The sequence below is a fragment of the Nostoc punctiforme PCC 73102 genome, from assembly GCF_000020025.1.
In the GTDB taxonomy this organism is placed as follows: Bacteria; Cyanobacteriota; Cyanobacteriia; order Cyanobacteriales; family Nostocaceae; genus Nostoc; species Nostoc punctiforme.
The window spans coordinates 7,126,932-7,148,887 of the sequence record NC_010628.1 but is presented as its reverse complement, the minus strand read 5'-3'; the positions used below and the strand labels follow the sequence as shown (position 1 = coordinate 7,148,887).

Annotated in this window: 17 protein-coding genes and 1 tRNA gene; 11 read left to right on the top strand and 7 right to left on the bottom strand. The window is 43.5% G+C overall.

Annotated elements, in window-relative coordinates:
• Positions 1 to 55: 55 nt before the first annotated feature.
• Entirely contained in the window at positions 56 to 964 is a 909-nt protein-coding gene (locus tag NPUN_RS29275; protein WP_012412022.1) for a c-type heme family protein, read from the bottom strand.
• A gap of 294 nt (positions 965 to 1,258) precedes the next feature.
• Here NPUN_RS29275 and NPUN_RS29270 point away from each other — a divergent pair, with 294 nt between their 5' ends.
• Both NPUN_RS29270 and NPUN_RS29265 read left to right on the top strand, forming a co-directional pair.
• Positions 1,259 to 3,154: a serine/threonine-protein kinase gene (locus NPUN_RS29270; protein ID WP_012412021.1), complete on the top strand. Its 1,896-nt coding sequence runs from the start codon at positions 1,259 to 1,261 to the stop codon at positions 3,152 to 3,154.
• 134 nt (positions 3,155 to 3,288) lie between these two features.
• The gene (locus tag NPUN_RS29265) at positions 3,289 to 4,182 is read left to right on the top strand and encodes an SDH family Clp fold serine proteinase (RefSeq protein ID WP_012412020.1); all 894 of its coding nucleotides are present in this window, start codon (positions 3,289 to 3,291) and stop codon (positions 4,180 to 4,182) included.
• A 29-nt stretch (positions 4,183 to 4,211) separates the two neighbouring features.
• Here NPUN_RS29265 and NPUN_RS29260 read toward each other — a convergent pair whose 3' ends face one another.
• The gene (locus tag NPUN_RS29260) at positions 4,212 to 4,889 is read right to left on the bottom strand and encodes a peptidoglycan-binding domain-containing protein (RefSeq protein WP_012412019.1); all 678 of its coding nucleotides are present in this window, start codon (positions 4,887 to 4,889) and stop codon (positions 4,212 to 4,214) included.
• Between the two features lie 507 nt (positions 4,890 to 5,396).
• Here NPUN_RS29260 and NPUN_RS29255 point away from each other — a divergent pair.
• From NPUN_RS29255 to NPUN_RS29225, 7 genes are all read left to right on the top strand, one after another.
• Positions 5,397 to 6,794: a hypothetical protein gene (locus NPUN_RS29255; RefSeq protein ID WP_041565704.1), complete on the top strand. Its 1,398-nt coding sequence runs from the start codon at positions 5,397 to 5,399 to the stop codon at positions 6,792 to 6,794.
• Between the two features lie 340 nt (positions 6,795 to 7,134).
• Positions 7,135 to 7,596: a ribosome maturation factor RimP gene (gene rimP / locus NPUN_RS29250; protein WP_012412017.1), complete on the top strand. Its 462-nt coding sequence runs from the start codon at positions 7,135 to 7,137 to the stop codon at positions 7,594 to 7,596.
• Positions 7,597 to 7,782: 186 nt separating this feature from the next.
• Entirely contained in the window at positions 7,783 to 9,060 is a 1,278-nt protein-coding gene (nusA, locus tag NPUN_RS29245) for a transcription termination factor NusA (RefSeq protein WP_012412016.1), read from the top strand.
• Between the two features lie 148 nt (positions 9,061 to 9,208).
• Positions 9,209 to 9,478 carry a YlxR family protein gene (locus tag NPUN_RS29240; protein WP_012412015.1) on the top strand — a complete coding sequence of 90 codons (270 nt, stop codon included), beginning with the start codon at positions 9,209 to 9,211 and terminating at the stop codon, positions 9,476 to 9,478.
• A gap of 482 nt (positions 9,479 to 9,960) precedes the next feature.
• Complete coding sequence (gene infB / locus NPUN_RS29235) at positions 9,961 to 13,131, top strand: translation initiation factor IF-2 (protein ID WP_012412014.1); 3,171 nt, start codon at positions 9,961 to 9,963, stop codon at positions 13,129 to 13,131.
• Positions 13,132 to 13,234: 103 nt separating this feature from the next.
• Positions 13,235 to 13,855, top strand: a complete 621-nt coding sequence (locus NPUN_RS29230) for a low-complexity tail membrane protein (protein WP_012412013.1) — start codon at positions 13,235 to 13,237, stop codon at positions 13,853 to 13,855.
• A gap of 141 nt (positions 13,856 to 13,996) precedes the next feature.
• Positions 13,997 to 14,194, top strand: a complete 198-nt coding sequence (locus tag NPUN_RS29225; RefSeq protein WP_012412012.1) for a hypothetical protein — start codon at positions 13,997 to 13,999, stop codon at positions 14,192 to 14,194.
• On the opposite strand, the gene NPUN_RS29220 is transcribed toward NPUN_RS29225, so the two are convergent.
• Complete coding sequence (locus tag NPUN_RS29220) at positions 14,191 to 14,727, bottom strand: alpha/beta hydrolase (protein ID WP_012412011.1); 537 nt, start codon at positions 14,725 to 14,727, stop codon at positions 14,191 to 14,193. The two genes, NPUN_RS29225 and NPUN_RS29220, sit on opposite strands and share 4 nt — an antisense overlap.
• 458 nt (positions 14,728 to 15,185) lie before the next feature.
• Here NPUN_RS29220 and NPUN_RS29215 point away from each other — a divergent pair, with 458 nt between their 5' ends.
• Positions 15,186 to 16,880, top strand: coding sequence for a DUF1565 domain-containing protein (locus NPUN_RS29215; protein ID WP_012412010.1), 1,695 nt, complete (start codon positions 15,186 to 15,188; stop codon positions 16,878 to 16,880).
• 345 nt (positions 16,881 to 17,225) lie between these two features.
• On the opposite strand, the gene NPUN_RS29210 is transcribed toward NPUN_RS29215, so the two are convergent.
• Complete coding sequence (locus NPUN_RS29210) at positions 17,226 to 17,519, bottom strand: DUF3493 domain-containing protein (RefSeq protein WP_012412009.1); 294 nt, start codon at positions 17,517 to 17,519, stop codon at positions 17,226 to 17,228.
• A gap of 33 nt (positions 17,520 to 17,552) precedes the next feature.
• Between NPUN_RS29210 and NPUN_RS29205 the strand changes: the two genes are divergently transcribed.
• A tRNA-Thr gene (locus tag NPUN_RS29205) sits at positions 17,553 to 17,624 on the top strand.
• Positions 17,625 to 17,755: 131 nt separating this feature from the next.
• Here the strand turns inward: NPUN_RS29205 and NPUN_RS29200 are convergent.
• The 3 genes from NPUN_RS29200 to NPUN_RS29190 form a co-directional block, all read right to left on the bottom strand.
• Positions 17,756 to 18,844: a M42 family metallopeptidase gene (locus NPUN_RS29200; protein WP_012412008.1), complete on the bottom strand. Its 1,089-nt coding sequence runs from the start codon at positions 18,842 to 18,844 to the stop codon at positions 17,756 to 17,758.
• A gap of 13 nt (positions 18,845 to 18,857) precedes the next feature.
• The gene (locus NPUN_RS29195) at positions 18,858 to 19,937 is read right to left on the bottom strand and encodes an SGNH/GDSL hydrolase family protein (protein ID WP_012412007.1); all 1,080 of its coding nucleotides are present in this window, start codon (positions 19,935 to 19,937) and stop codon (positions 18,858 to 18,860) included.
• Positions 19,938 to 20,252: 315 nt separating this feature from the next.
• A complete protein-coding gene (locus tag NPUN_RS29190) occupies positions 20,253 to 21,647 on the bottom strand; it encodes an S-layer homology domain-containing protein (RefSeq protein ID WP_012412006.1) in 1,395 nt (464 codons plus the stop codon).
• Positions 21,648 to 21,956 lie beyond the last annotated feature (309 nt).

Here is a 21,956-nt window from a genome sequence, read left to right as displayed (position 1 = left end):
TACAGGGAAGCAAGGTACGCGCAGCATTTTGTAGAGAATGTCATTACTAATTACTTTAATCCCCTGTGCCCCCCTGAGTGCGTTTGATTCTTTTCATTGCCATTTCTAAACTTAACTGCATCCGTTTAAAGGCTTTAGCTAAATTACCGATTTCATCATTAGACATCTGCTCGAATTCAACTTCCATGTGTCCCGTACTAACTTCTTCAGCTATGCGAGTCATGCGTTTGAGAGGAACAACAACCTGTCGATTCAAGAATAAGTTAACTAATAGGATAGTCGCTATAAATATAGTTGATACAATTAAGATAATTAGTAAGGAAGACTGATTTGCTTTGCTGATTACATTCTTTGCCGGTACTGATATAATTTGAGCGCCGACAATCTCATTCAGCTTCCACCCAAATCCATTAGCTGTGCCATAAAGAGTAATCATACTTTGAGGAGCAGCCTCTGGTACGCTATGACACTTCAGACAACTTTCTTCAGAAACTTTTAAGGGACGAGCAATATAAAAAATATCCCCACTAGGAATTGAGCGAAATCCACTCACTTCTTTAAGATCCGATTTATTTCTGAACCTTTCGACAATTTCTGTCTCAAAACCGTCAGCCTTATCTCGCAGATTTGTGGGATTGAGAGTTGCTTCTTTATAAAAGAAATCACGATATTCTGTTGTTTTCCGTAAAATCTCAAATACCTCCCGTGCTGAGTATCCAGGTACGGTTTGCGGCAAAAACTCAGTAGCCAATTTATCAACTAGCTCTGGATTCACTTGGGTACTGGTGTATTTACGGACAGAACTCATTGTTTGGATGAGGATGAGACCGGTAGAGCTAATATCTTGTTTAGCATTCTCCCTAAGCAAAGAAGAAAGAGCAAATCCACTCAAGCTCAAACCGAATGTCAGAATTACCAATAGCAAAATTGTAAACTTTTGTTTCAGATTCAGATTTTTTAGCATAATTACAGATTACCTACAAGTCAAATTATTATGAACAAATATAGCGAAAGTCATCGTTTACTCTAACATAAGCAATCAACTCTCATACTTTGATCTAAAGGCAAAGTTTCGCTAAAGCTATTAGGGTATACACAACTTTATACTATTAATAATTATCGAGGTTAATGAAAATGTTCTCTAAGTAAGTAACGTCCAAAAATCTACAACAGCAATTCAAAAGGAATTCCCAAAAATTCGGATTGGCTGTTTTGATACCGTGCCAAAATAAATACCAGCAATTGTCAAATATTACTAATGGTGTGGAATGCAGGAAAGTCTTTATTCGGGGGACGCTACATTATCGAAAGCCAACTAGGTGAAGGCGGACTTGGCATTACTTATCTTGCCAGAAATCAACGGAATCAACTGCGAGTGATTAAAACCCTTAAAGAAGAAATCCTGAACCACCCCGCCTGGATACTCCACCGAAACAAGTTACGGCAAGACTTTCGTGATGAAGCAGTTAGGCTGGCTGTGTGTCACCATCCCCATATAGTAGAAATAGAAACCATCTTCGATGATGGAAATTTGCCCTGCATGGTGATGGAATACATCGAAGGCGAAGACTTAGGACAGTATCTCAGACGGGTTGGAGTGCTATCAGAAGCAGAAGCGCTGCTCTACATCAGACAAATTGGCGACGCTTTGACACTAATCCATTCTAAAGGATTGCTGCATCGGGATCTCAAACCACGCAACATTATGATCCGCATTGATAAATCAGAAGCAGTGCTGATAGACTTTGGCATCGCTAGAGAATTTATTCCTAATGTAATTCAAAGACATACAGTGTATCGTACTCCTGGTTTTGCCCCGCCTGAGCAGTATGAATCAGAAGCGCCACGAGGAGAGTACATTGATATCTATGCTTTAGCTGCTACTCTGTATAATTTGCTTACCGCAGTGATACCGACAAGTGCAGATGATAGACGGCACAATATTAATTTAGAACCACCACAATATTTTAATCCCAACATCAGCAATAGGGTAAATCAAGCTATTATGTGCGGCATGGATTTGGAGTCAACCTATCGTCCCCAATCTGTGCAGGAGTGGTTGGATTTATTGGGCCCTGAAAACGAGAAAAAGATAGCACCAGCAACATCCACCTTAGTGATAACGCCCAGAGTAAAATTACCTCCACCTGTTGTATTAGACCAGCAAAACTGGCAATGCTTACAGACCCTCAGAGGTCATTCTAGTATGGTTCATGCGATCGCTATTAGTCCAGATGGGCAATTCATTGCTAGTGGCAGTAATGACCATACTATTAAACTTTGGCAACTGGGTACTGGCAAACTAGTGCGTCAAATGGGTCGTTGGTCTTCTGGTCATTCTAGTATGGTTAATTCCGTCGCCTTTAGCCCAATCTCAGCAAAGCTTTCTTATCAAGGAGAGTCAGGCAAATCTACCGGAAGCGCAGATTTGAACTGGGGAATGTTGGCTAGCGGTAGTTGGGATAATACGATCAAATTGTGGGATATAAACACCGGAAAAGAAATTCGCACTCTCACTGGTCATACTAACTGGGTGAATTCTGTTGCCTTCAGTCCAGATGGCAAGTTTCTTGTTAGTGGCAGTGCTGACTGCACAATTAAACTATGGCAAGTAAACACTGGTATAGAAATTCAAACTCTCACTGGCCATTCCGACTCAGTTTCATCAATTGCCTATTCTCCAAGAACGGCGACAACGACGAACAGCCAGGATAGACAGCTTGTCGCTAGTGGCAGTAATGACTACACTATCAAACTGTGGCAAGTATACACGGGCAGAAACATCTACACACTTACAGGTCATTCCTTCTTCATCAACTGTATAGCCTTCAGCCACGATGCAGAAATGATTGCTAGTGGCAGTGGTGACAACACAATTAAATTGTGGCATGTAAACACAGGCAAAGAAATTCGCACTCTCATTGGTCATTCTGATTCAGTTTGGTCAGTTGCCTTTAGCCAGGATAGGCAATTTCTCGCTAGTGCCAGTTGGGACAACACTATCAAACTGTGGCATTTACACAGTGGTAGAGAAATTAGCACACTTACAGGACATTCCAGCTATGTTCGATGTGTCGCTTTCAGTCCTGATGGTCAAACCCTAGTGAGCGGTAGTGATGACGATACTATCAAGATTTGGCGACGGGGGAGATGAAGAAGTAGGGGAATAGAGAGCAAAATCTACCTTATCCCCCTCTACATCTTCTAGCCCACGATAGAACTGCGATCGCCCAAAAATTGTCACAATAATGACGACAATCGTTATTTTTGAACAAGAATTAATTTTTTATGGGCTTTGGTATTGGTGATTTATTCTGGATTTTTCTCCTTTTAACTTCTTTGCAACCCCTTTGGCAAAAACGTCAAATAGAATATCGCCGCTTGCGTGCTTTACAAGAATTCCAACAAGAACGCAAAAGTCGGGTGATTTTGTTGATTCACCGCCAAGAGTCTATTAGCTTTCTGGGAATTCCCATATCTCGCTACATTACTATCGAAGACTCAGAACAAATATTACGAGCTATTCGCCTCACACCCCCAGATGTGCCAATTGACTTAATTTTGCACACTCCTGGTGGTTTAGTTTTGGCAACAGAACAAATTGCTAGAGCATTAATTCGCCATCAGGCAAAAGTCACAGTCTTTGTCCCGCACTACGCGATGAGTGGCGGTACAATGCTTGCCCTGGCCTCTGATGAAATTATTATGGATGCTAACGCTGTTTTGGGGCCAGTTGATCCCCAATTGGGTAATTACCCCGCAGCAAGTATCCTAAAAGTAATTGAAGATAAACCCATCAGTGAGATTGACGATCAAACTTTAATTATGGCCGACCTCTCACGCAAAGCAATTGGGCAGGTACAGAGGTTTGTACGAACTTTGCTTAAAGACAGTATACCCAAACAAAAAGTTCTACCAGAAAATATTGAATCGATTATCGAAGCCTTGACAACCGGGCGCGTCACCCACGATTATCCCATAACTATTGAAGAAGCAACAGAAATGGGGCTGCCCGTAACTGTCGGACTGCCCCATTCTATTTATGATCTCATGGACTTGTACCCACAGGCGCAAGGAGGGCGACCCAGCGTGCAGTACATTCCTATGCCTTACAATGACCCCCGTCCAATTCTACCTATACCCAAGGGTAGACCCTTAGAAGAACCAAATCAGATGACTTGAGGATCTTTGGGTAGGGGTTTTTGTGGCGACTAGGGTGTAGATGTTGGCGTAGCTGTCGGTGTAGCCGTTGGCGTAGCTGTCGGTGTAGCAGTTGGTGTAGCTGTCGGTGTAGCTGTTGGTGTAGCTGTTGGCGTAGCTGTCGGTGTAGCCGTTGGCGTAGCTGTCGGTGTAGCCGTTGGTTTAGCCGTTGGTTTAGCTGTTGGTTTAGCCGTTGGTTTCGTTGTTGGTTGACTCAAGACTGTCTTTGCTTCTTCATTCAGCTTTTGGCGGAGTGCTAAATTAGCAATTCCAGTTTCTTGCAACTGATATTTCTTTTGATACTCCTTCACCACTTCTTCCGTGCGGGAACCGTAAAAATGATCGCGCGGTAGGGGAGGATTAGGCTTGACTACTGCATTCAAATTTGTGTGCAGAATTTGAACAATGTTAGCAGCAAAATCTTGGGTTTTTGGCCCTGCTATCCCATCAACTGGTTTTAGCTTATAACCTGTCTGAAATTCACGAATTGCCTTTTTGGTTTCCTCATCTGTCAAAGGACCATTTGTTACCTTGACGTTATAGCCTAGACCTCGCAACACAGAACGGAATTGCTGGGGCGTATAGCTACGTTGAGGTGCTGCGAAACCTGTGTCTGCAATTACCACACTAGCGCTTATCAGGCAAGTAACAGCAAAAGTCGCGCTTGATTTTCCAAAACCACACCACATATTTAAAACTCCTTTGGATTAAATCAGCAGGATTATAAATGTTAACAGCTGCATTTTAAGTTTGTTTAATAACTTTTTTCGCGATTTTTTAATGATTTTTGAATAATTTATGAATAATTTTTGCCAAAGTTAACGAGATGTATATAAGCTAATTCATGTCATCCATCAAAAGACGTATCTTATATTAGCAGAGATGCAGAGGTTATCATTTGAAGCGAATACACGCTTTGAACACTCAATTTCCATATAGATGCATTTATGTGGATCGGTGTCAACTTAAGCCTTTTGTCTCTAAGCATTTTTTTAACCTTAAGTTGACATAAATACATATACATACATTTATACTGAGGTCTACTTAACTGCAAATTGCTGTATTTGGTTGGAAAAAAACGAAAATTAATAAATGGAAGAGCTGATATTCCAAATATCCCAAAAATGTATAATATGCAACAAAAAAAGAAAGAGATAAAATCTTCTAAGCAGAGGAATCTTTGGTTTGAAAGATTTATGGCTATTACTGCCACTGTAAATTTAGGTTTAGTTTTGTTTAATTTAAGTTACGTACCTTGGCGAGATTTTTACTTACGGAAACTTCCCCAAGTTATTCAGATTTATGACCCAATAAAAGGTATTGAACCCCACCGAGACACAAAAATTTATCTAGAAACAGTAGACGCATTAGAAGAACAAGTCAGCCAAACAGGATTAGAGTCTTCTGAGGTAAAAAGCAGACTAGAGCAAATAAAGCGTCTTAGCAACGAGATGATTGACAGTAACCCCTTTGCTGGAGTTAATAAAAGTGGGACTTTGGAAAAAATCAAAAAGCGGATGCGATCGCACATCGGTAACGAATCTGCAAAACAGTCCTTTGCCACTTTTTGGAGTCAGCCTTACCTCTTGCAAAATGGCTGGATTAAAGAAATTAATTTTTTTAACGAGAGCATCCGCCCTTTGATTGCCACTAACTACTACCGCCAAATCGGTGAAAGTGGTGAATTTGTAGATAATTTTTGGATTATTGACTTACCCTTCGTGATTTTATTTGGCGTAGAATTGCTGGGGCGTACCTTCTTAATCAAACGCCGACATCTTGGTTTAAGCTGGTTTGAAGCACTATTGTGGCGTTGGTATGACATATTTTTGCTCCTACCATTTTGGCGTTGGCTGCGAATCTTACCTGTATTAGTCCGCCTCGATCAAGCGCATTTATTGGATCTCCAGCCAGTGCGAAAGCAAATTCATCAGGGGGTTGTCGCCAATTTTGCTGAAGAACTCACAGAAGTAGTGGTAGTAAGAGTAATTAACCAGGTTCAGGGTTCAATTCAACGGGGTGAGTTAACGCATTGGCTCTCACAACAAGAAAATTTACGTCCCTACATAGATATTAATAATGTGAATGAAGTTGAAGCGATCGCAGGTCTTCTGGTAAAAACAATTGTTTACCAAGTCTTACCTGATATTCAACCTGCGATCGTTGCCATTTTGCGTCACAACATCGAAACCGTCTTCCATCAAGTCCCCGTCTACCGCAATCTCCAGAATTTGCCTGGCGTGGGAAAAGCTCAAACCCAGTTAAGCGAACAACTGGCGACGCAAATCACAACTAATCTTTACAAAACTTTAGTTAGCGCTGTTGAAGACCCTGTTGGCGCAAAACTCACCAGTCAACTCGTAGAAAGGTTTAGCGAAGCTTTGGGATCTGAAATGAAGGAAAAACACGTACTTTCCGAAATTCAGAGTTTAGTTTTTGACTTCTTAGAGGAAATCAAAATCAACTACGTCCAGCGTTTATCCCAAGAAGACATAGACCAAATTATCGAGCAAACCAGGCAGCTACGCACACAAGCATCAGTTCCAACAGTCGTTGAGAAAAGCACCACTCTCCCAAAAATACGCGAAGGGTAGAGAGAGTGGGGAGTGGGGAGTGGGGAGTAGGGAGTAGGAAATGGGGGAGATGAGGAAGATGGGGAGCAGGGGGCAGGGGAGCAGGAAAGGATTAGGGGACAAGGGGGACAAGGAGGACAAGGGGAAATTATTGAACAAGTCTCTTCCTTGTCTCCTCCCTCTTCCTTGTCTCCCTTGTCTCTTCTCTATGCCCAATGCCTAATGCCCCATACTCGACTATCCATTAAATGCGCTAAACTCGAATGAGGGCGAACCATCATTGATTCGTCACAAGACTTCTTGGAAGATATACCTATCGCAGGAAGTGGGTCAGTGCCCACTTTTTTTATTGAATTCTCTCATGGCTCATCCTTTAGTTCCACAAATTATTGATTTGGCGACACCAGTAGCAGAAGAACTGGGATTGGAAGTGGTTGGCGTGGTTTTTCACACTCACCAAAGTCCACCAGTATTGCGGGTAGACATTCGCAATCCTCAGCAAGACACCGGATTGAATGATTGTGAGAGGATGAGCCGTGCTTTAGAAGCCTCCTTAGATGCTGCGGAAATCGTTCCAGATACATACGTCTTGGAAGTGTCTAGTCCTGGTATTTCGCGGCAACTGGTAACAGACAGGGAGTTTATTTCCTTTAAAGGATTCCCTGTCATTATCTCCACAACGCCCCCCTACGACGGACAACAAGAGTGGATTGGTCAGTTGATTCGCCGGGATGAGATAACACTTTACTTAAACCAAAAAGGTCGTGTAGTCGAAATTCCCCGCTCCCTAATTACTAAGGTGCAGCTAGACGAGCGCCGATAAACAAAGGGCTAGGGCTTAGGAATTACAGGCTAGAGTGCCATTCGCTCAAGGCTAGAGTTTCGGGCCTAGAGTTTCGGGACTAAGGGCTAGAGATTAGGGGCTAGTGTAAAGCTATTCTCTAATCGCTGGTTCTATTTAATGCGTAGTTTTCAGCCCCCACTCCCTGCTTTTTAAAGGAGATTGCTTATGTCAATGGTTACTTTACCTGGATTAAAAGAATTAATTGAAAGTATAAGTCGTGAGCGGAATTTACCCCGTCTTGCAGTTCAATCAGCTATTAGAGAAGCACTATTAAAAGGCTACGAACGTTATCGTCGCGCCCAAAATTTAGAGCGAAAACAGTTTGACGAAGATTATTTTGAAAATTTTGAAGTAGAACTCGATATTGACGGAGAGGGATTTCGCGTTCTTTCCACCAAAACCATCGTTGAAGAAGTAAATAACACAGACCATCAGATTTCTCTAGACGAAGTTCAACAAGTAGCTCCCGAAGCGCAGTTAGGGGACTCTGTTGTGCTAGATGTGACTCCCGATCAAGGAGAATTTGGTCGGATGGCGGCAATGCAAACCAAGCAAGTATTGGCGCAAAAATTACGGGATCAACAGCGCCAGATGGTGCAAGAAGAGTTCCAAGATTTAGAAGGAACTGTTTTGCAAGCAAGAGTCCTACGGTTTGAGCGGCAATCTGTGGTTTTGGCAGTTAGCAGTGGCTTTGGTCAGCCAGAAGTAGAAGCCGAATTACCGAAGCGGGAACAGTTGCCTAACGATAATTATCGGGCAAATGCCACCTTCAAGGTATATCTGAAAAAAGTTTCCCAAGGTCAACAACGAGGGCCACAGTTGCTGGTGTCTCGTGCTGATGCAGGTTTAGTGGTTTACCTGTTTGCCAACGAAGTCCCAGAAATCGAAGATGAAGTGGTACGGATTGTTGCCGTAGCAAGGGAGGCAAACCCCCCCTCCCGTTATGTCGGTCCCCGGACTAAAATAGCAGTAGATACCCTCGATCGCGATGTCGATCCAGTTGGTGCTTGTATCGGAGCCAGGGGATCGCGAATTCAAGTGGTAGTCAACGAATTACGCGGTGAAAAAATAGATGTAATTCGCTGGTCGCCAGACCCAGCAACATACATCGCTAATGCTTTAAGTCCAGCACGGGTGGATGAAGTACGCCTCATGGACCCAGAATCCCGGCAAACTCACGTACTCGTGGCTGAAGATCAATTAAGTTTAGCTATTGGGAAAGAAGGACAAAACGTCCGTTTGGCAGCCCGCCTGACTGGTTGGAAAATAGACATCAAAGACAAAGCTAAATACGACTATGCCGGAGAAGATGAGAAATTTACCGCCGTCAGAGCAAAATATCAGACAGAGGAAGATGATCTTGAATTAGACGAAGAATTAGAAGATGAAAATCAGGACGAATTAGAAGAGGAGGATAGTTTTGACAATAACGATGACGAATAATTGATTAACCTTGTAAAGTTTTGATAATGTTGATTGTAGTCCGAGTCTTAAGGATTATTTCCTGAAAGACACCTTGGTATAAGTAAAAAATAGTGATAAAAAACTCATTTTTACACCCAGAATGCTGGACTGAGATCGCAGAAAACTGATGAAACCAAATTATCGGCGCTGTATTAGTTGCCGGAAAGTAGGCTCAAAAGATGAGTTTTGGCGGATTGTCCGCGTCTTTCCATCGGGAAAGGTACAATTAGATCGGGGCATGGGGCGTTCTGCCTACATTTGTCCGCAAACGAGTTGCTTACAAGCGGCTCAAAAAAAAAATCGACTAGGGCGATCGCTACATGCATCAGTGCCAGAAACACTGTACCAAAGCTTGTCGCAACGTCTAGCCAGCAGCAATACCCAAAACCAAATTTAATTGGAACAACTTTGTGACATCATCACCAGAGGAATTGTGCGAAAGCCGAAGTCGTGCTTTCATCACACCCGCTGTTGATCGTTAAGGTTAGTGCCAAAATAGTAAATGGGTGTAAAAAGCATTCGACTCTCCAATAATTTAAGAGAGGCGAGGCAAGATTCCCAGAACAAGATGTAATCGATTGTGTTGTGGAAGATTCAGAATCAACAAAACAAGAAACTACAAAATGGCAACCTGGTAGCGCTCAGGCGCAGTTCGGCGTCAAGGATTCCTATAAAAATCTTTTATTTAAAAAATTTTTATGGGTGTCCCTCAACCATCATTCCTGGTGGGGATGCCATTATTAAACCGAAACATCTCTCTTTCCTGATTGGAGGCACCGGCAAAAACTAAACGGCGGTCTAAAAACAGTAATCCAAGGATGGAGATGTCGCAAACCAGGCAACCATCCGCTAAAACTGTAAATTAAAGGGGAAGAGTGGATGACCAACGGCAAAGTTAGAATCTATGAATTATCAAAGGAATTGAATTTGGATAACAAAGAGCTACTAGCAATTTGCGACCAGCTCAGTATCGCGGTCAAAAGTCATAGCAGCACGATTTCAGAATCCGAGGCAGAAAACATCCGCACGGCAGCAGAAAAGCTCGCAGCTACGAATGTTTCAGCCAAAAAGGAACTAGGTACAACCAGCCATAAGCCAAATTCACCACCAAACGGCGGACGTAACCGACCTGCTGCACCCCACAAACAGCAAATTTTGGAAATACGCAAACCCAAAATATTGAGAAATACTACCTCCAACGCCCCAGAGGCGTCAGTTGCCAACAATACCCAAGCTGCCTTGTCTGAAGCTAATCCTCCCTCACCTCCACGGCCTTTTGCTACACCAGCCTCACCCATGAAGCCGGCGGCACCAACTCGACCTGTGCCCCGGACTCAATCTGAGACTCAAGAGCAACCTCCTGTCACCGACTTGGAACAAACACCTAATCCAAGTCAGGCACCGGAAAAAGTAGCATCCCAAAAACCGGAAAAAGTAGTTCCACCGAGACCGAAATCGGAAAAACCTCAAAAACCGCAATTAGTTGCCCCTCCGGCAAGACCGGCGGCAGAAGTAGCCCAAGCAGAAGTAGCCCAAGTGTCAGATGAGCCGGTATCTCAAGCAGATAAACCGATTCTTAAACGCGACCAACGGCTACGGCCCGTTGAAGGCGATCGCGAACAGATTAAACCCAGAGTTGCTAAACTGCCAACTGACCAGTCTCCACAATCTGCGCCACAAAGACAGGCCAGGCCTACCCCTGCACCCACCAGACCAGAGCAGAGAGGCAATCGACCATCTGCACCATCACAACTAGGAGAGGGGCAAAGACCCAGACCAGCGCGTCCTGGTGAATCTGTAGCAGCCGCAATGCCGATCGCTACTCCACCTAGACAAATGTCAGGAATAGCGGGCAAATCTCAAGGACTGGGTGATGAGCCAGTTACACCCGATCTCCTCGACTTAAAACGCCCAAGTCCGCCTCGCCCGACCAAAGGCGGCAAAAAGTGGGTAGAAGAGGAAATAATCGACGAAGTTAAAGAGAAGGCTAAAGCTGGCGTAAAAGGCAAGCGGATCAAGCCGATATTGGATGATGAATTTGAAGAAGATTTGTTGGATGATGACGATATCGACTCACCAGCAACCGTCCAAGTCAGCCTTTCCATCGCTCGTCCTCCCAAACCAAAAGCGACTCGACCTGTACAGATGCCGGGTGCAAGCCTTGCTAGCGCCCCAACTGCTAGAGGAAGTAGAAAACCTGGTTCTAAGTCTGGTTCTAACCGCGACCATCATAATAACCGTCGCCAACAAGAAGCTGATACAAAGCGCGATCGTCCCGAAAAGGTGACGATCACAGGGCCGTTAACTGTACAAGAACTGTCCGACGTTTTAGCCGTTCCTGATACAGAGATTGTCAAAATCCTGTTCCTCAAAGGCATGGCGGTGAGTATCACCCAAAATCTGGATATTCCCACAATTACCCTGGTAGGAAAAGAACTAGAAATAGAAGTCGAAACCGTCGAGCGAGAAGCTGAAGCTCGGAAAATTACGGAAATGGTCGGCGCAGAAGACCAAGAATATCTTCATCGCCGTCCGCCTGTCGTGACAATTATGGGTCACGTAGACCACGGTAAAACAACCCTGCTCGACTCAATCCGCAAAACCAAAGTGGCTGCTGGCGAAGCTGGCGGTATCACTCAGCACATTGGTGCGTACCATGTGGATGTGGTACATGAGGGCAAACCACAGCAGATAGTCTTCCTGGATACCCCTGGTCACGAAGCCTTTACAGCAATGCGGGCTAGAGGAGCTCGGGTAACAGACATTGCCGTGTTAGTAGTGGCTGCTGATGATGGTGTCCGTCCCCAAACCATTGAAGCTATTAGCCACGCTCAAGCTGCGGGAGTGCCAATTGTTGTTGCAATCAACAAGATTGATAAAGAAGGGGCACAGCCAGAGCGGGTGAAACAAGAACTGACCCAGTATGGTCTGACCGCAGAAGATTGGGGTGGTGAGACAATTATGGTTCCCGTGAGCGCCATCAGAGGTGAAAATCTGGATACGCTCTTAGAAATGATTCTCTTGGTAGCAGAAGTTGGAGAACTATCTGCTAACCCAGATCGTACCGCCAAAGGAACTGTCATTGAAGCACATCTGGATAAAGCCAAGGGAGCAGTTGCTACCCTGCTAATTCAGAATGGCACCCTGCATGTGGGAGATATCTTAGTAGCTGGCTCGGCCTTCGGTAAAGTCCGGGCGATGGTAGATGACAGAGGCAAGAGAGTGGATATCGCTTCTCCTTCCTTTGCTGTCGAGGTATTGGGGTTAAGTGATGTGCCAGCAGCAGGCGACGAGTTCGAGGTCTTCCAGAACGAGAAAGAAGCCAGATCCCTCGCTAGCGATCGCGCAGACAGACAACGCCTATCCCGCCTGTTACAGGGTCGTGTTACACTCACAACCCTATCGGCTCAAGCACAAGAAGGCGAGTTGAAAGAACTCAACTTGATCTTGAAGGGAGACGTACAAGGTTCCGTAGAAGCCATTGTGGGAGCGCTTAAGCAAATCCCCCAAAACGAAGTCCAAATTCGGATGCTGTTGGCTACTGCTGGGGAAATCACCGAGACAGATATCGACTTGGCAGCTGCCAGTAACGCTGTAATTATTGGCTTCAACACCACCTTCGCTAGTGGCGCTAGACAAGCCGCCGATGAAGCGGGCGTAGATGTCCGGGAATACAACGTCATCTACAAACTCCTAGAAGATATTCAAGATGCCTTGGAAGGTCTTTTGGAACCAGAGTTGGTGGAAGAACCCTTGGGTCAAACCGAAGTGCGTGCCGTCTTCCCAGTCGGCCGTGGTGCTGTTGCCGGTTGCTACGTTCAATCTGGCAAACTAGTTCGCAACTGCAAAGTCAGGGTACGACGCGGCGGTAAGGTGATTTATGAAGGTGTCCTTGATTCCCTAAAACGGATGAAAGAAGATGCCCGTGAAGTCAACGCCGGTTATGAATGCGGTGTCGGTATGGATAAATTCAATGATTGGGTCGAAGGTGACATCATCGAATCCTATCAGATGGTTACGAAGCGCCGCACTCTCACCTTAACGAGATAGTGTTAAGGGTAAAATGGTTAGAAGTTAGGAGTAATAAATTAGGAGTTAGGAGTTAAAGACTGCTAATTCCAAGCTCCTAACTCTTAACTCATAACTTTTTATTATGCATTCATTTCGCTCTGAACCTATTTTGTGGATTCACGTCGCTGGATTGGCGACGTTGCCTGTTTTTTTAGTACTCTGCTTAATATTTTTGTCTGTAGGCGAGCCGTTTTTGCCAGTCTGGATGGAGCTATTTTTAGTTTCCGCCATTGGTATTCTCCCCCTGCTATGGATGCAGTTACGTCGCCCTTTTTATATATTCGCTCTTTTAGGAATAGCCCTAAAACCAGAAAATCTGACTGAGCGGCAGCGAAAAATTCTCTGTTTAATTAATACAAAGTTAAATCGTATCCTGGCATTAGTGGCAGCAGTATTGTCGATTTTGGTGCTGTGGCATCTTTACCAATTTGCCCCATTAATAGCAGATTCAGCCAAATTCCTTCCACAATGGCGCAGCCTTGCACTAGTGCTTGCGGGATTAGCCTTTTTAGGCAGCAATCTATTTTTACAAATACCTGTGAGTGTAATGCGAGTTTTAGTGACTAATGACACAGAATTCGCTGGCATAGAGCCATTATCTTTAGAAAAGATTAAGCAGGATTTCACAATTTTAGGGGTGCGGGTTAATCAAATCGTGCCCCGATTGTTGCAATCCTTGTTTAGGATTAATACAGATTCATAACAGCCCTCAAAGTAATATTATTTACTTTAAAAGGCTAGAAATAAGCAGTAGGGAAGCAGAGGGGCAGAAAAAAGTCGGTGGAAAAATTACCCATGCCCAATGCCCAATTAACCTTGAAGTTAAACAAAGGAATGAGGAACTATGGCTCAAATTCCAGCTTCTAGCGATCGCCAATTTTCTGCTGATACTGAAATTTGGTATAGCCTCAAATGTGCGATCTCCACTAGTTCCGGTTTTCAACGCTGGCAACTAGAACGTGATGCTCAATTACACGGAATTCGCTTGGAACAGCAGGTACAAAGGTATTTAAGGGAAACTTTAGAAACTTTAGCTTACTAAAAATTGAGTAAATCTTGTAGGCTTGTTTGCAAGCGACGAAGTTGACGGTATGCACCCTCCAAGCGTTTGCCATCAACTTCCACTTCATTAGTGGGATAATTTTGAATAATTTCGATTAGCGACACCTGTCCATCTTGACTTGCAGAAAGTACCAAAGCAGATCGCAAAGCCTGCCGATCTGCTCTCCGAGACGGTGTATAAATAACTTGACTAATTTGATCCAAAATAATATTACCAATCTGGCTATTCAGAACTCTATCTAAAAATACTAGGTTTACTTTCACAGGCTCCGTTAAATACTGACGAATGGCTTTAGGATCTTGTCGTGCTAACGCAAAATCAACTCGTAATGAACGTGAAAGTTCACCTGTTTGGGCAAAGGTAGATAGTTCGCCTACTGAAAGCGATTCACGGAAGATACCATAGTTCAGCACTACTCGTTCCGCAGCCAAGGCAGGAGTAGACAAAAGTACAAGACAGGTACTACCTAGTAAAACCAAGGTGCGACGCAACCCCAAAAATTTAAAACGCATTTTTTCCAATTTCTAATAGGTTTGCTTTTTCTGTGATGATATTCCAGCAGAATTAGTTGCGGCATCTGGCTTTAGGAAATACCAAAAAATAAATAATTCAGTAATCGTAGCAAAGACAGGATGAGCGCTTAGATAAGACAACGATAGAAATAGCTTCATTGTGAAAGCCTACAGCTTGGCAAAAATCCAGCTACCATCTGGATTAAGTAGACTTGGGGCTTAACAAGGGGCAAAATCCCTTTGTTAAAGATAGGCAAACTTCCGCCGTCTTGTACTAGTAAAATTTTCTGAATAAAATAATATAACTAATGTATAAGTTCTGTGATGTATCTCAGGAAATTAGCTGAATCAGTGCTAATCATCCAGTATAGTTTTGCATGGGTTTGACAGCAGCTACAAGACTGCTAGTTTCAACCTTGTTCGACATACCGTAATTCAGCACATCACAGACGGAAAAAATGAAATATCGGGGTTTTCACATTTCTATAGCGAAAAATTTTCGCCTTCTTTCTAGCAGTCATCTCAGATATACTTTACGCGGGGGAGCCGGACTAACGGCAATGCTTGCGGTTTACTGCGGTTCAATATTACTACCCGGTGCGGTTAATGCTGGTGCGACTCACCCACAAGGTATTGCCCCAACTCTCACAGCACAAGTTCCGACAACCGCCGCAGCAATTTATGTTAATCCCGCAACTGGTGTAGATAGTGCTAGTGCTGGTACAACCTCAGCTGCACCTTACAAAAGCATCAGTTTCGCTCTCAGTCAAGCCCAAGCAGGTGCAGTTATTCAATTAGCACCTGGGAACTATAACCAGGAAAGTGGCGAAACCTTCCCATTGTTGCTTAAACCAGGAGTGACACTGCGGGGTGATGAAGCTAGTAAAGGTCAGGCAATATTAATTACAGGTGGAGGTTTCTACACTAGTCGTACCTTTGCTAGACAAGACATTACCATCCTTGCCGAACAAGATACCACTATTACCGGTGTCACCGTCACCAACCCAAATAGCCGGGGTACGGCTGTGTGGGTGGAATCAACTAATCCTACTATCAAAAATAGTACTTTTACTAACAGTGTCAGAGAGGGTGTTTTTGTCACGGGTACAGGCAATCCTAAAATTGAAAGTAACATCTTTGTGCAAAACAAAGGCAATGGGATTTCAATTGCTAAAGCTGCTCAAGGAGAAATTCGGGGTAACTTATTTCAGGATACTGGTTTTGGTCTAGCGATCGGTGGTACTTCCACACCCCTAATTGTGGAAAACCAAATCGTCGAAAACCAAGATGGTCTTTTTATCTCAGAGTCAGCGAAGCCTGTATTGCGTAAGAATGTCATTCAGAACAATAAGCGGGATGGTGTAGTAGCAACTGTTAGTGCTTTACCTGACCTTGGTACCAACGAAAATCCTGGTGGTAATCTTATCCGCAATAACACTCGTTATGATGTAAACAATGCCACTAAAACCAGTAAAATTGTCGCTGTTGGCAACGATATCGATCAGAAAAAGATTTTTGGCTCAGTAGATTTTGTTGCCGCAGCTGTTGATGTACCACCTGGTGGGCCTGTTGCCTTTAAAGATGTGCCAGCAAATTACTGGGCAAAAACCTACATCGAAGCTTTGGCTTCTCAAAATATTATTGCTGGCTTTCCTGATGGCAGCTTTAAACCCAATGAACCTGTAACCCGCGCTCAATTTGCCACTATTGTCACTAAAGCTTTAACACCACCAGCCAAACGCGCAGGTATTAAGTTTAAAGATGTAGCAACAAATTTCTGGGCTTACGCTGCAATTCAATCTGCTTACCAGAGCCAATTTGTTTCTGGTTATCCCGATGGCACTTTTAAACCACAGCAGCAAATTCCCAGAGTGCAGGCGCTAGTCTCTTTAGCTAATGGTTTGGGCTTAACTGCGAATAATCAGAACGTCCTTTCTTTTTATACCGATGCTGCCCAGATTCCTAATTATGCGATCGCTCCTGTTGCGGCTGCAACTGCGCGGCAACTAGTAATCAACTATCCCACAGCGAAGCAACTCAATCCTAATCGTCAAGCGACTAGAGCCGAGGTTGCTGCCTTTGTTTACCAGGCACTCGTCAGTGCTGGACGTGCCCAACCAATTCCTTCATCTTATTTGGTAACAGCCCAGTAAATGCCTAGTTAGCAAATTGAAAGCGCCAAGACTAACAAATTATTAGTCTGGCGCTTCCAAGATTGCGATTTTTATTAATTTTGGGGTTTTTTAAACATAAAATTTGGGGTCTTTAAATATAACTGACCCCATTTGAATGTGATTTGTTTTATGGTCAGGGTCTTTATATATGGCTGACCCCGTTTCAACGATTTCTAGTTTCTCAGAAATTTTTGCTTTTTGGGATTTCCTAATAATTTTTTTATTTTTTCTTTCTTTATATTTTAATCTTCATAAAAGCATCAATCCATATAAAGATATATAGAAACAAACCAGTAAAAAAGTCATCAGCTAAAATTTTTCTCTTCAAGAATTAGGACTTTTGCCTGATTGAGGACGTTGTTGCCGACGCTGTTCCCAACGCCAAAGGAAGACCATTAGGGCAACTATTCCTACTTGGAGAGCTAAACTAGGCAAAGCACTCTCAACATCCCGTCCGGCAAGCACTTGGAAAAAAAACACGAATGCGCCAATGGAGCCAGAAGCACCAAAAGCGATATAGATAAATTGTCTTAAGCCGCGATAAGGAGCGGCTATTTCTGCTTTGAGGCTGGCATACTGTTCGGGGTTAAGGCGATTTTTGAGATTTTGATCTACCATGATTAAATCGTGTTATACTCTTAGATTGTGTACGCCGATGTGGCTCAGTGGTAGAGCAGCTGATTCGTAATCAGCAGGCCGTGGGTTCAAATCCCATCATCGGCTTTTGTGAAAGTGTTCCTCAATACTAAAGTTTGACATAAATCAAGCATCTAGCCAAAGGGTTGTAAAAACTATGCTTACGGCGGCAAACTACGCACTCTAATTTTACCGAGTAAATTAGTTTTAAACCTTTACTAGAACTCAGTTTCACAAAAAGCTTTTAACAAATCAATACAGTTAGCGATCGCTCCTAAATGAGCAATTTCATAGCCATGTGTATTTTGGGTAGGAAACGCCAAACACGCAGCACGGGCTACATGTCCAAATTTCATGGCAATGGAAGCATCACTACCAAACTGGCTCAATATCGTTAGCTGCACTGGTATATCAAGTTGCTTGGCAGATTGGCGTACTTGTCCATTTAATCCCTCATCATATATCCCATAAGCATCTTGAGATAAAAGTATAGGACTTTCCCCATCTTTAATCGGATATTCTTCGGATAATGGACAAACTTCTAAAGCAATTAACGCATCCAAGGGTTGATTTTGGGTAAAAAATAGCGCTCCAATTGCTCCTACTTCTTCTTTGGCTGAAGCTACCAAATAAACATCAACAACTGGCTGTTTCAAGTTTTCAGCCAAAGCTAGCAAAATGGCAACAGAGGCTTTGTTATCCAAAGTGTAACTGGCAATATGATCCTTTAACCTAATTGGATGCTTGCGATGCTTGCCAATTACCATTCTAGTTCCAGGTCGAACGCCAGCTGCTTCGAGTTCATCTGTAGTTCGTTTCGTTTCAATCCAGGCATTTTCCCACTTAACAGTAGTATCTTCCTGCTGGACTTTTTGGGGCGATTCATGGGAAACGTGGCGGGAACCAAAGCTGAGAATACCGCTAATGGTTTCCCGATCTCCCAATAAATCAACAACCCCTTCGCCGTAAACCCACGGGAAAGAACCGCCGAGTTTACGGACTTCCACACGACCTTCATCACCGAGACTTTTAACAATTGCGCCAATTTCATCTTTATGTGCTGTGATCGCGTAGGCGCGTTGGCGTAGCCTCTCGTAGAGAAGCGGCTTGTCGTTAGACATCGCTCGGTCTGGATTTTTCCCTGGAATCTTGGCGATAATATTATCGGCGCGATCGCACCACACTTCTACACCCAGCGCCGCAAATCGTTGCATCAACAACTGGTTAATCTCAGCTTCTGCACCACTAGGAGAGTGGTGCATCACTAATTCTTCAATAATTTCAAATAAGCGATCGTAATCCCACATCAAGACAGTTAGCTCAGTTTTCAACTGTTATATGAGATAATTGTGCATCAACAACCCGAACTGGTGTCATAAATGCTGCTTTTTTTTGTTGACGCTTCAGGATTCCTAAAGCACCAAAAGCACCAAGAGCTAAAATCCCCAAATTTATCGCAGGTTCAGGAACAGACTTAGCCTCAATCGCCGCCAGCGCAGCATCTGCAACTAACTTATGAACCCCTGTTGTTGGATGTACGGAGTCATAGAATAAATAATCGTTTGGTTGAGAACAAACACTGAGGATTGTCTGGAAATTTCCTACTACGCAAGGGTTAGTCACATTTTGAAATCCAAACTCTCCTGGATTTGCTTCTACTTGATTAAATAGGGAAAACACATCGACAGAGATGAGATTCAGATCAGAGTTATTGCTAAATTTGCCTAGTTCCTGTGCTAATTCCTGGTTATGCTCATTTGTCAAAGCAGCCAAGTTGCTAGATGAACCTGTAGCGAATGCCAATGGAATCTTGCCCAAATCAGGCAAGTTAAAGACTAAAATATTTTTCGCGCCAGCTGATGCAAGTAACCATACTGCATTTGATAAATTCTGAACTGTTTGAGTCGTATTAGTAGCTTGACCAAACACATAATCATTTGCACCTCCCCACACAGCATAGAGGGCATTTGGATCGAGCTTCTGATTGGCTTGTAAGATGGGTTGCGTCAGCAAGCCGACTTGCTCCAGTACTCCTGGTAACGGTGCATTAGGAACAACAGCATTACCTTGACCAGAACTAGCACCACCCACAGCAAAGTTAATCCCTTGGTTAGGAATAGCAGGATTTAAAGTAATGTATGGAGAGGGTGTTAATCCTAGCTGATCTCCAAGATAGTCTACCCAAACCTGCCCATTAGAAAAACGTCCTTGAAAGTATTGTGGATCTTGGGGAATGGCTGTTGTCGGAGCGGCTAAACCACCAGTAGCAGCGAAGACATTTCCAGTATCAGAAAGGCTGTCGCCAAACACGTAAAAGTTGCTAAAACTCGCTGCACTCGCCTTGAGCGGTAACATGAAAGATAAGAGAACAAATCCTGCGGCTACAGCTTGTTTTTTCATATTTATTTTACCTGTGGTATTTTTAGTTTGTTTCAAAGTAATGAAAAGGCGATCGCTGGCAATTTGTTTTTTGAGTTAATTCAAACTAAGTACGTATATTGAGTTAATTTACGTTGTTTTACCTAACTATGCCTCAAAAATTCATCAAATACAGGTAAAAACGCTGAAAACACTTAGATTTACATTTTCTTGATAAAAAATCAGTGTATTACAAAGAAATCGCAAATTTTCTATGCTAAAGCCTGGGCATTGCCACTTTTCTGCTACGGATAAACTAACCGCAACAGAATGGCGTAACCCTTCATAGACATCGCTTTAACTTCGTTTTAACTTCAAAGCTTCAGTTGCTGACACCCCTTCACTCTGACTGCCGAAATACCACAAAGTCATAGCAGCCTCAGCACGAGTTACTGGTTTTTTGGGCTGAAACAGAGTCGTATAGCCAAACACCCGCCGAATATTCGATTGCTCGCCATTTTGATAATCAGCCAGCACTGCTCTTAAAGCCTTGGGGTCAATTCGCGCTGCGTCTTGGAAACCCCAGGTCTGTTTAACCGTATCTAAGTTAGCAGAAGGTAAAGCTTGGCGAGTATCTAGAGGTGATTTCCACAACAGTAATTGTTCCCGCGTTAGGGGTGCATCAGGACGAAACAAAACAGCTGTGGAATCTCCAGACAAAGGACTGGGAATTAGCCCAGCTTCGGCTAATCCCTGAATTGCTGGAAAATCAGGGTCTTTTGCGGTAACATCACTAAAAATTGGTTGAGTGCTTTCTGATGCCAAGCGAATTTGTTTAGCTGGATTGCTGGCATACATAGCATTGTTAGCAGCAATTAGCCAACGAGCATATTCCCGATGTGTAACAATTTTACCGGGTTCAAACTGATTATTTGTAGTAGTAGAATTACTCTTAGTTACCTTTGGTTCTAGGGATAAAACACCTAATGCGGCTAAGTCTTGGATGTGTTGCCGCCATTCTTGAGGTACTTTATTCAGATCGCTGAATTCTTGAGATTCGGCTGTGGCTGTAGGAGTTATTTGGTTATTAGCCGTACTTTGTGGCTGTGCTGCCAAGTTTGCAGGTGGTACTGGCCCAATGAACTGTGGATTTCCTGGTTGAGGAACGACGTTAGTAGTTTCGCTAGAATTTGTATTTGGGGTAGTTTGTGCTGTAGCAATACTATTCGGTACGTAATCAATTAGTAATTCTGTGGCGGTTTGCGGTTGATTAGGTGTAGCGTTAGTAACTGATTTAGGCTGAATAGAAATCTTCAACAGTAAATCGTTACGACGTACCTCAAAAGTACCTCCCGCATCATCTGTTGGCTGTTGCAAAATCTGCCAGTTATTTGTTTTAAACTGGTTGCCATAAAAGCTAGCGATAAAGTTGCTAGGGTCAGAACTCAACCAACGAGTTGAGGTTTTATTTTCTGAACCGCTAGCAGGTATAACTTCCTCCAGTTTGGCATTGGCATATAGGGGGATATCTTTGGGAAAATCAGCTGGTAATTGAACTGTTGAATCGTTTGGCTGTGCTTGTGGTTGCTTACTCTGAGATTCTCCAAACACAACTGGATTGCTTTGCAGCTTCGGATCTGCCGCCAAAGATTCTTCAAGGTTTTTGGCGACTGGACTGTTAGCACAGGCTGTTAAGGAAGTCAGTAGAACAGCCCAAATTAGAAATACAGCTGGACGTTTACAGGGAAGCACAGGAAATCACAAATGAGTTTCAATTCCTACCCTAGCGCAGACTGTTCATTAATTGAGCATTGGGCACAAGAGGCAGAGGGGAAAAGAGCAGGGAGCAGAGGGGAAAGAGCTAATTTTTATTCTGCCCCTATCCCTTACCCCTTGCCCCCTACTGCCTACTCTCCGGCTTCTTCTGCTCACTGCCTCTCAGTATCACCAAAAGACACTACCGACTCAGCGCGTTGTCTTGGTAAATGTCTCTATTGGTGAAGATGATAATATCTCTAAAAATGAGTAAACGGTAGCAAAAGCTACCGTATTGTCTTCGTT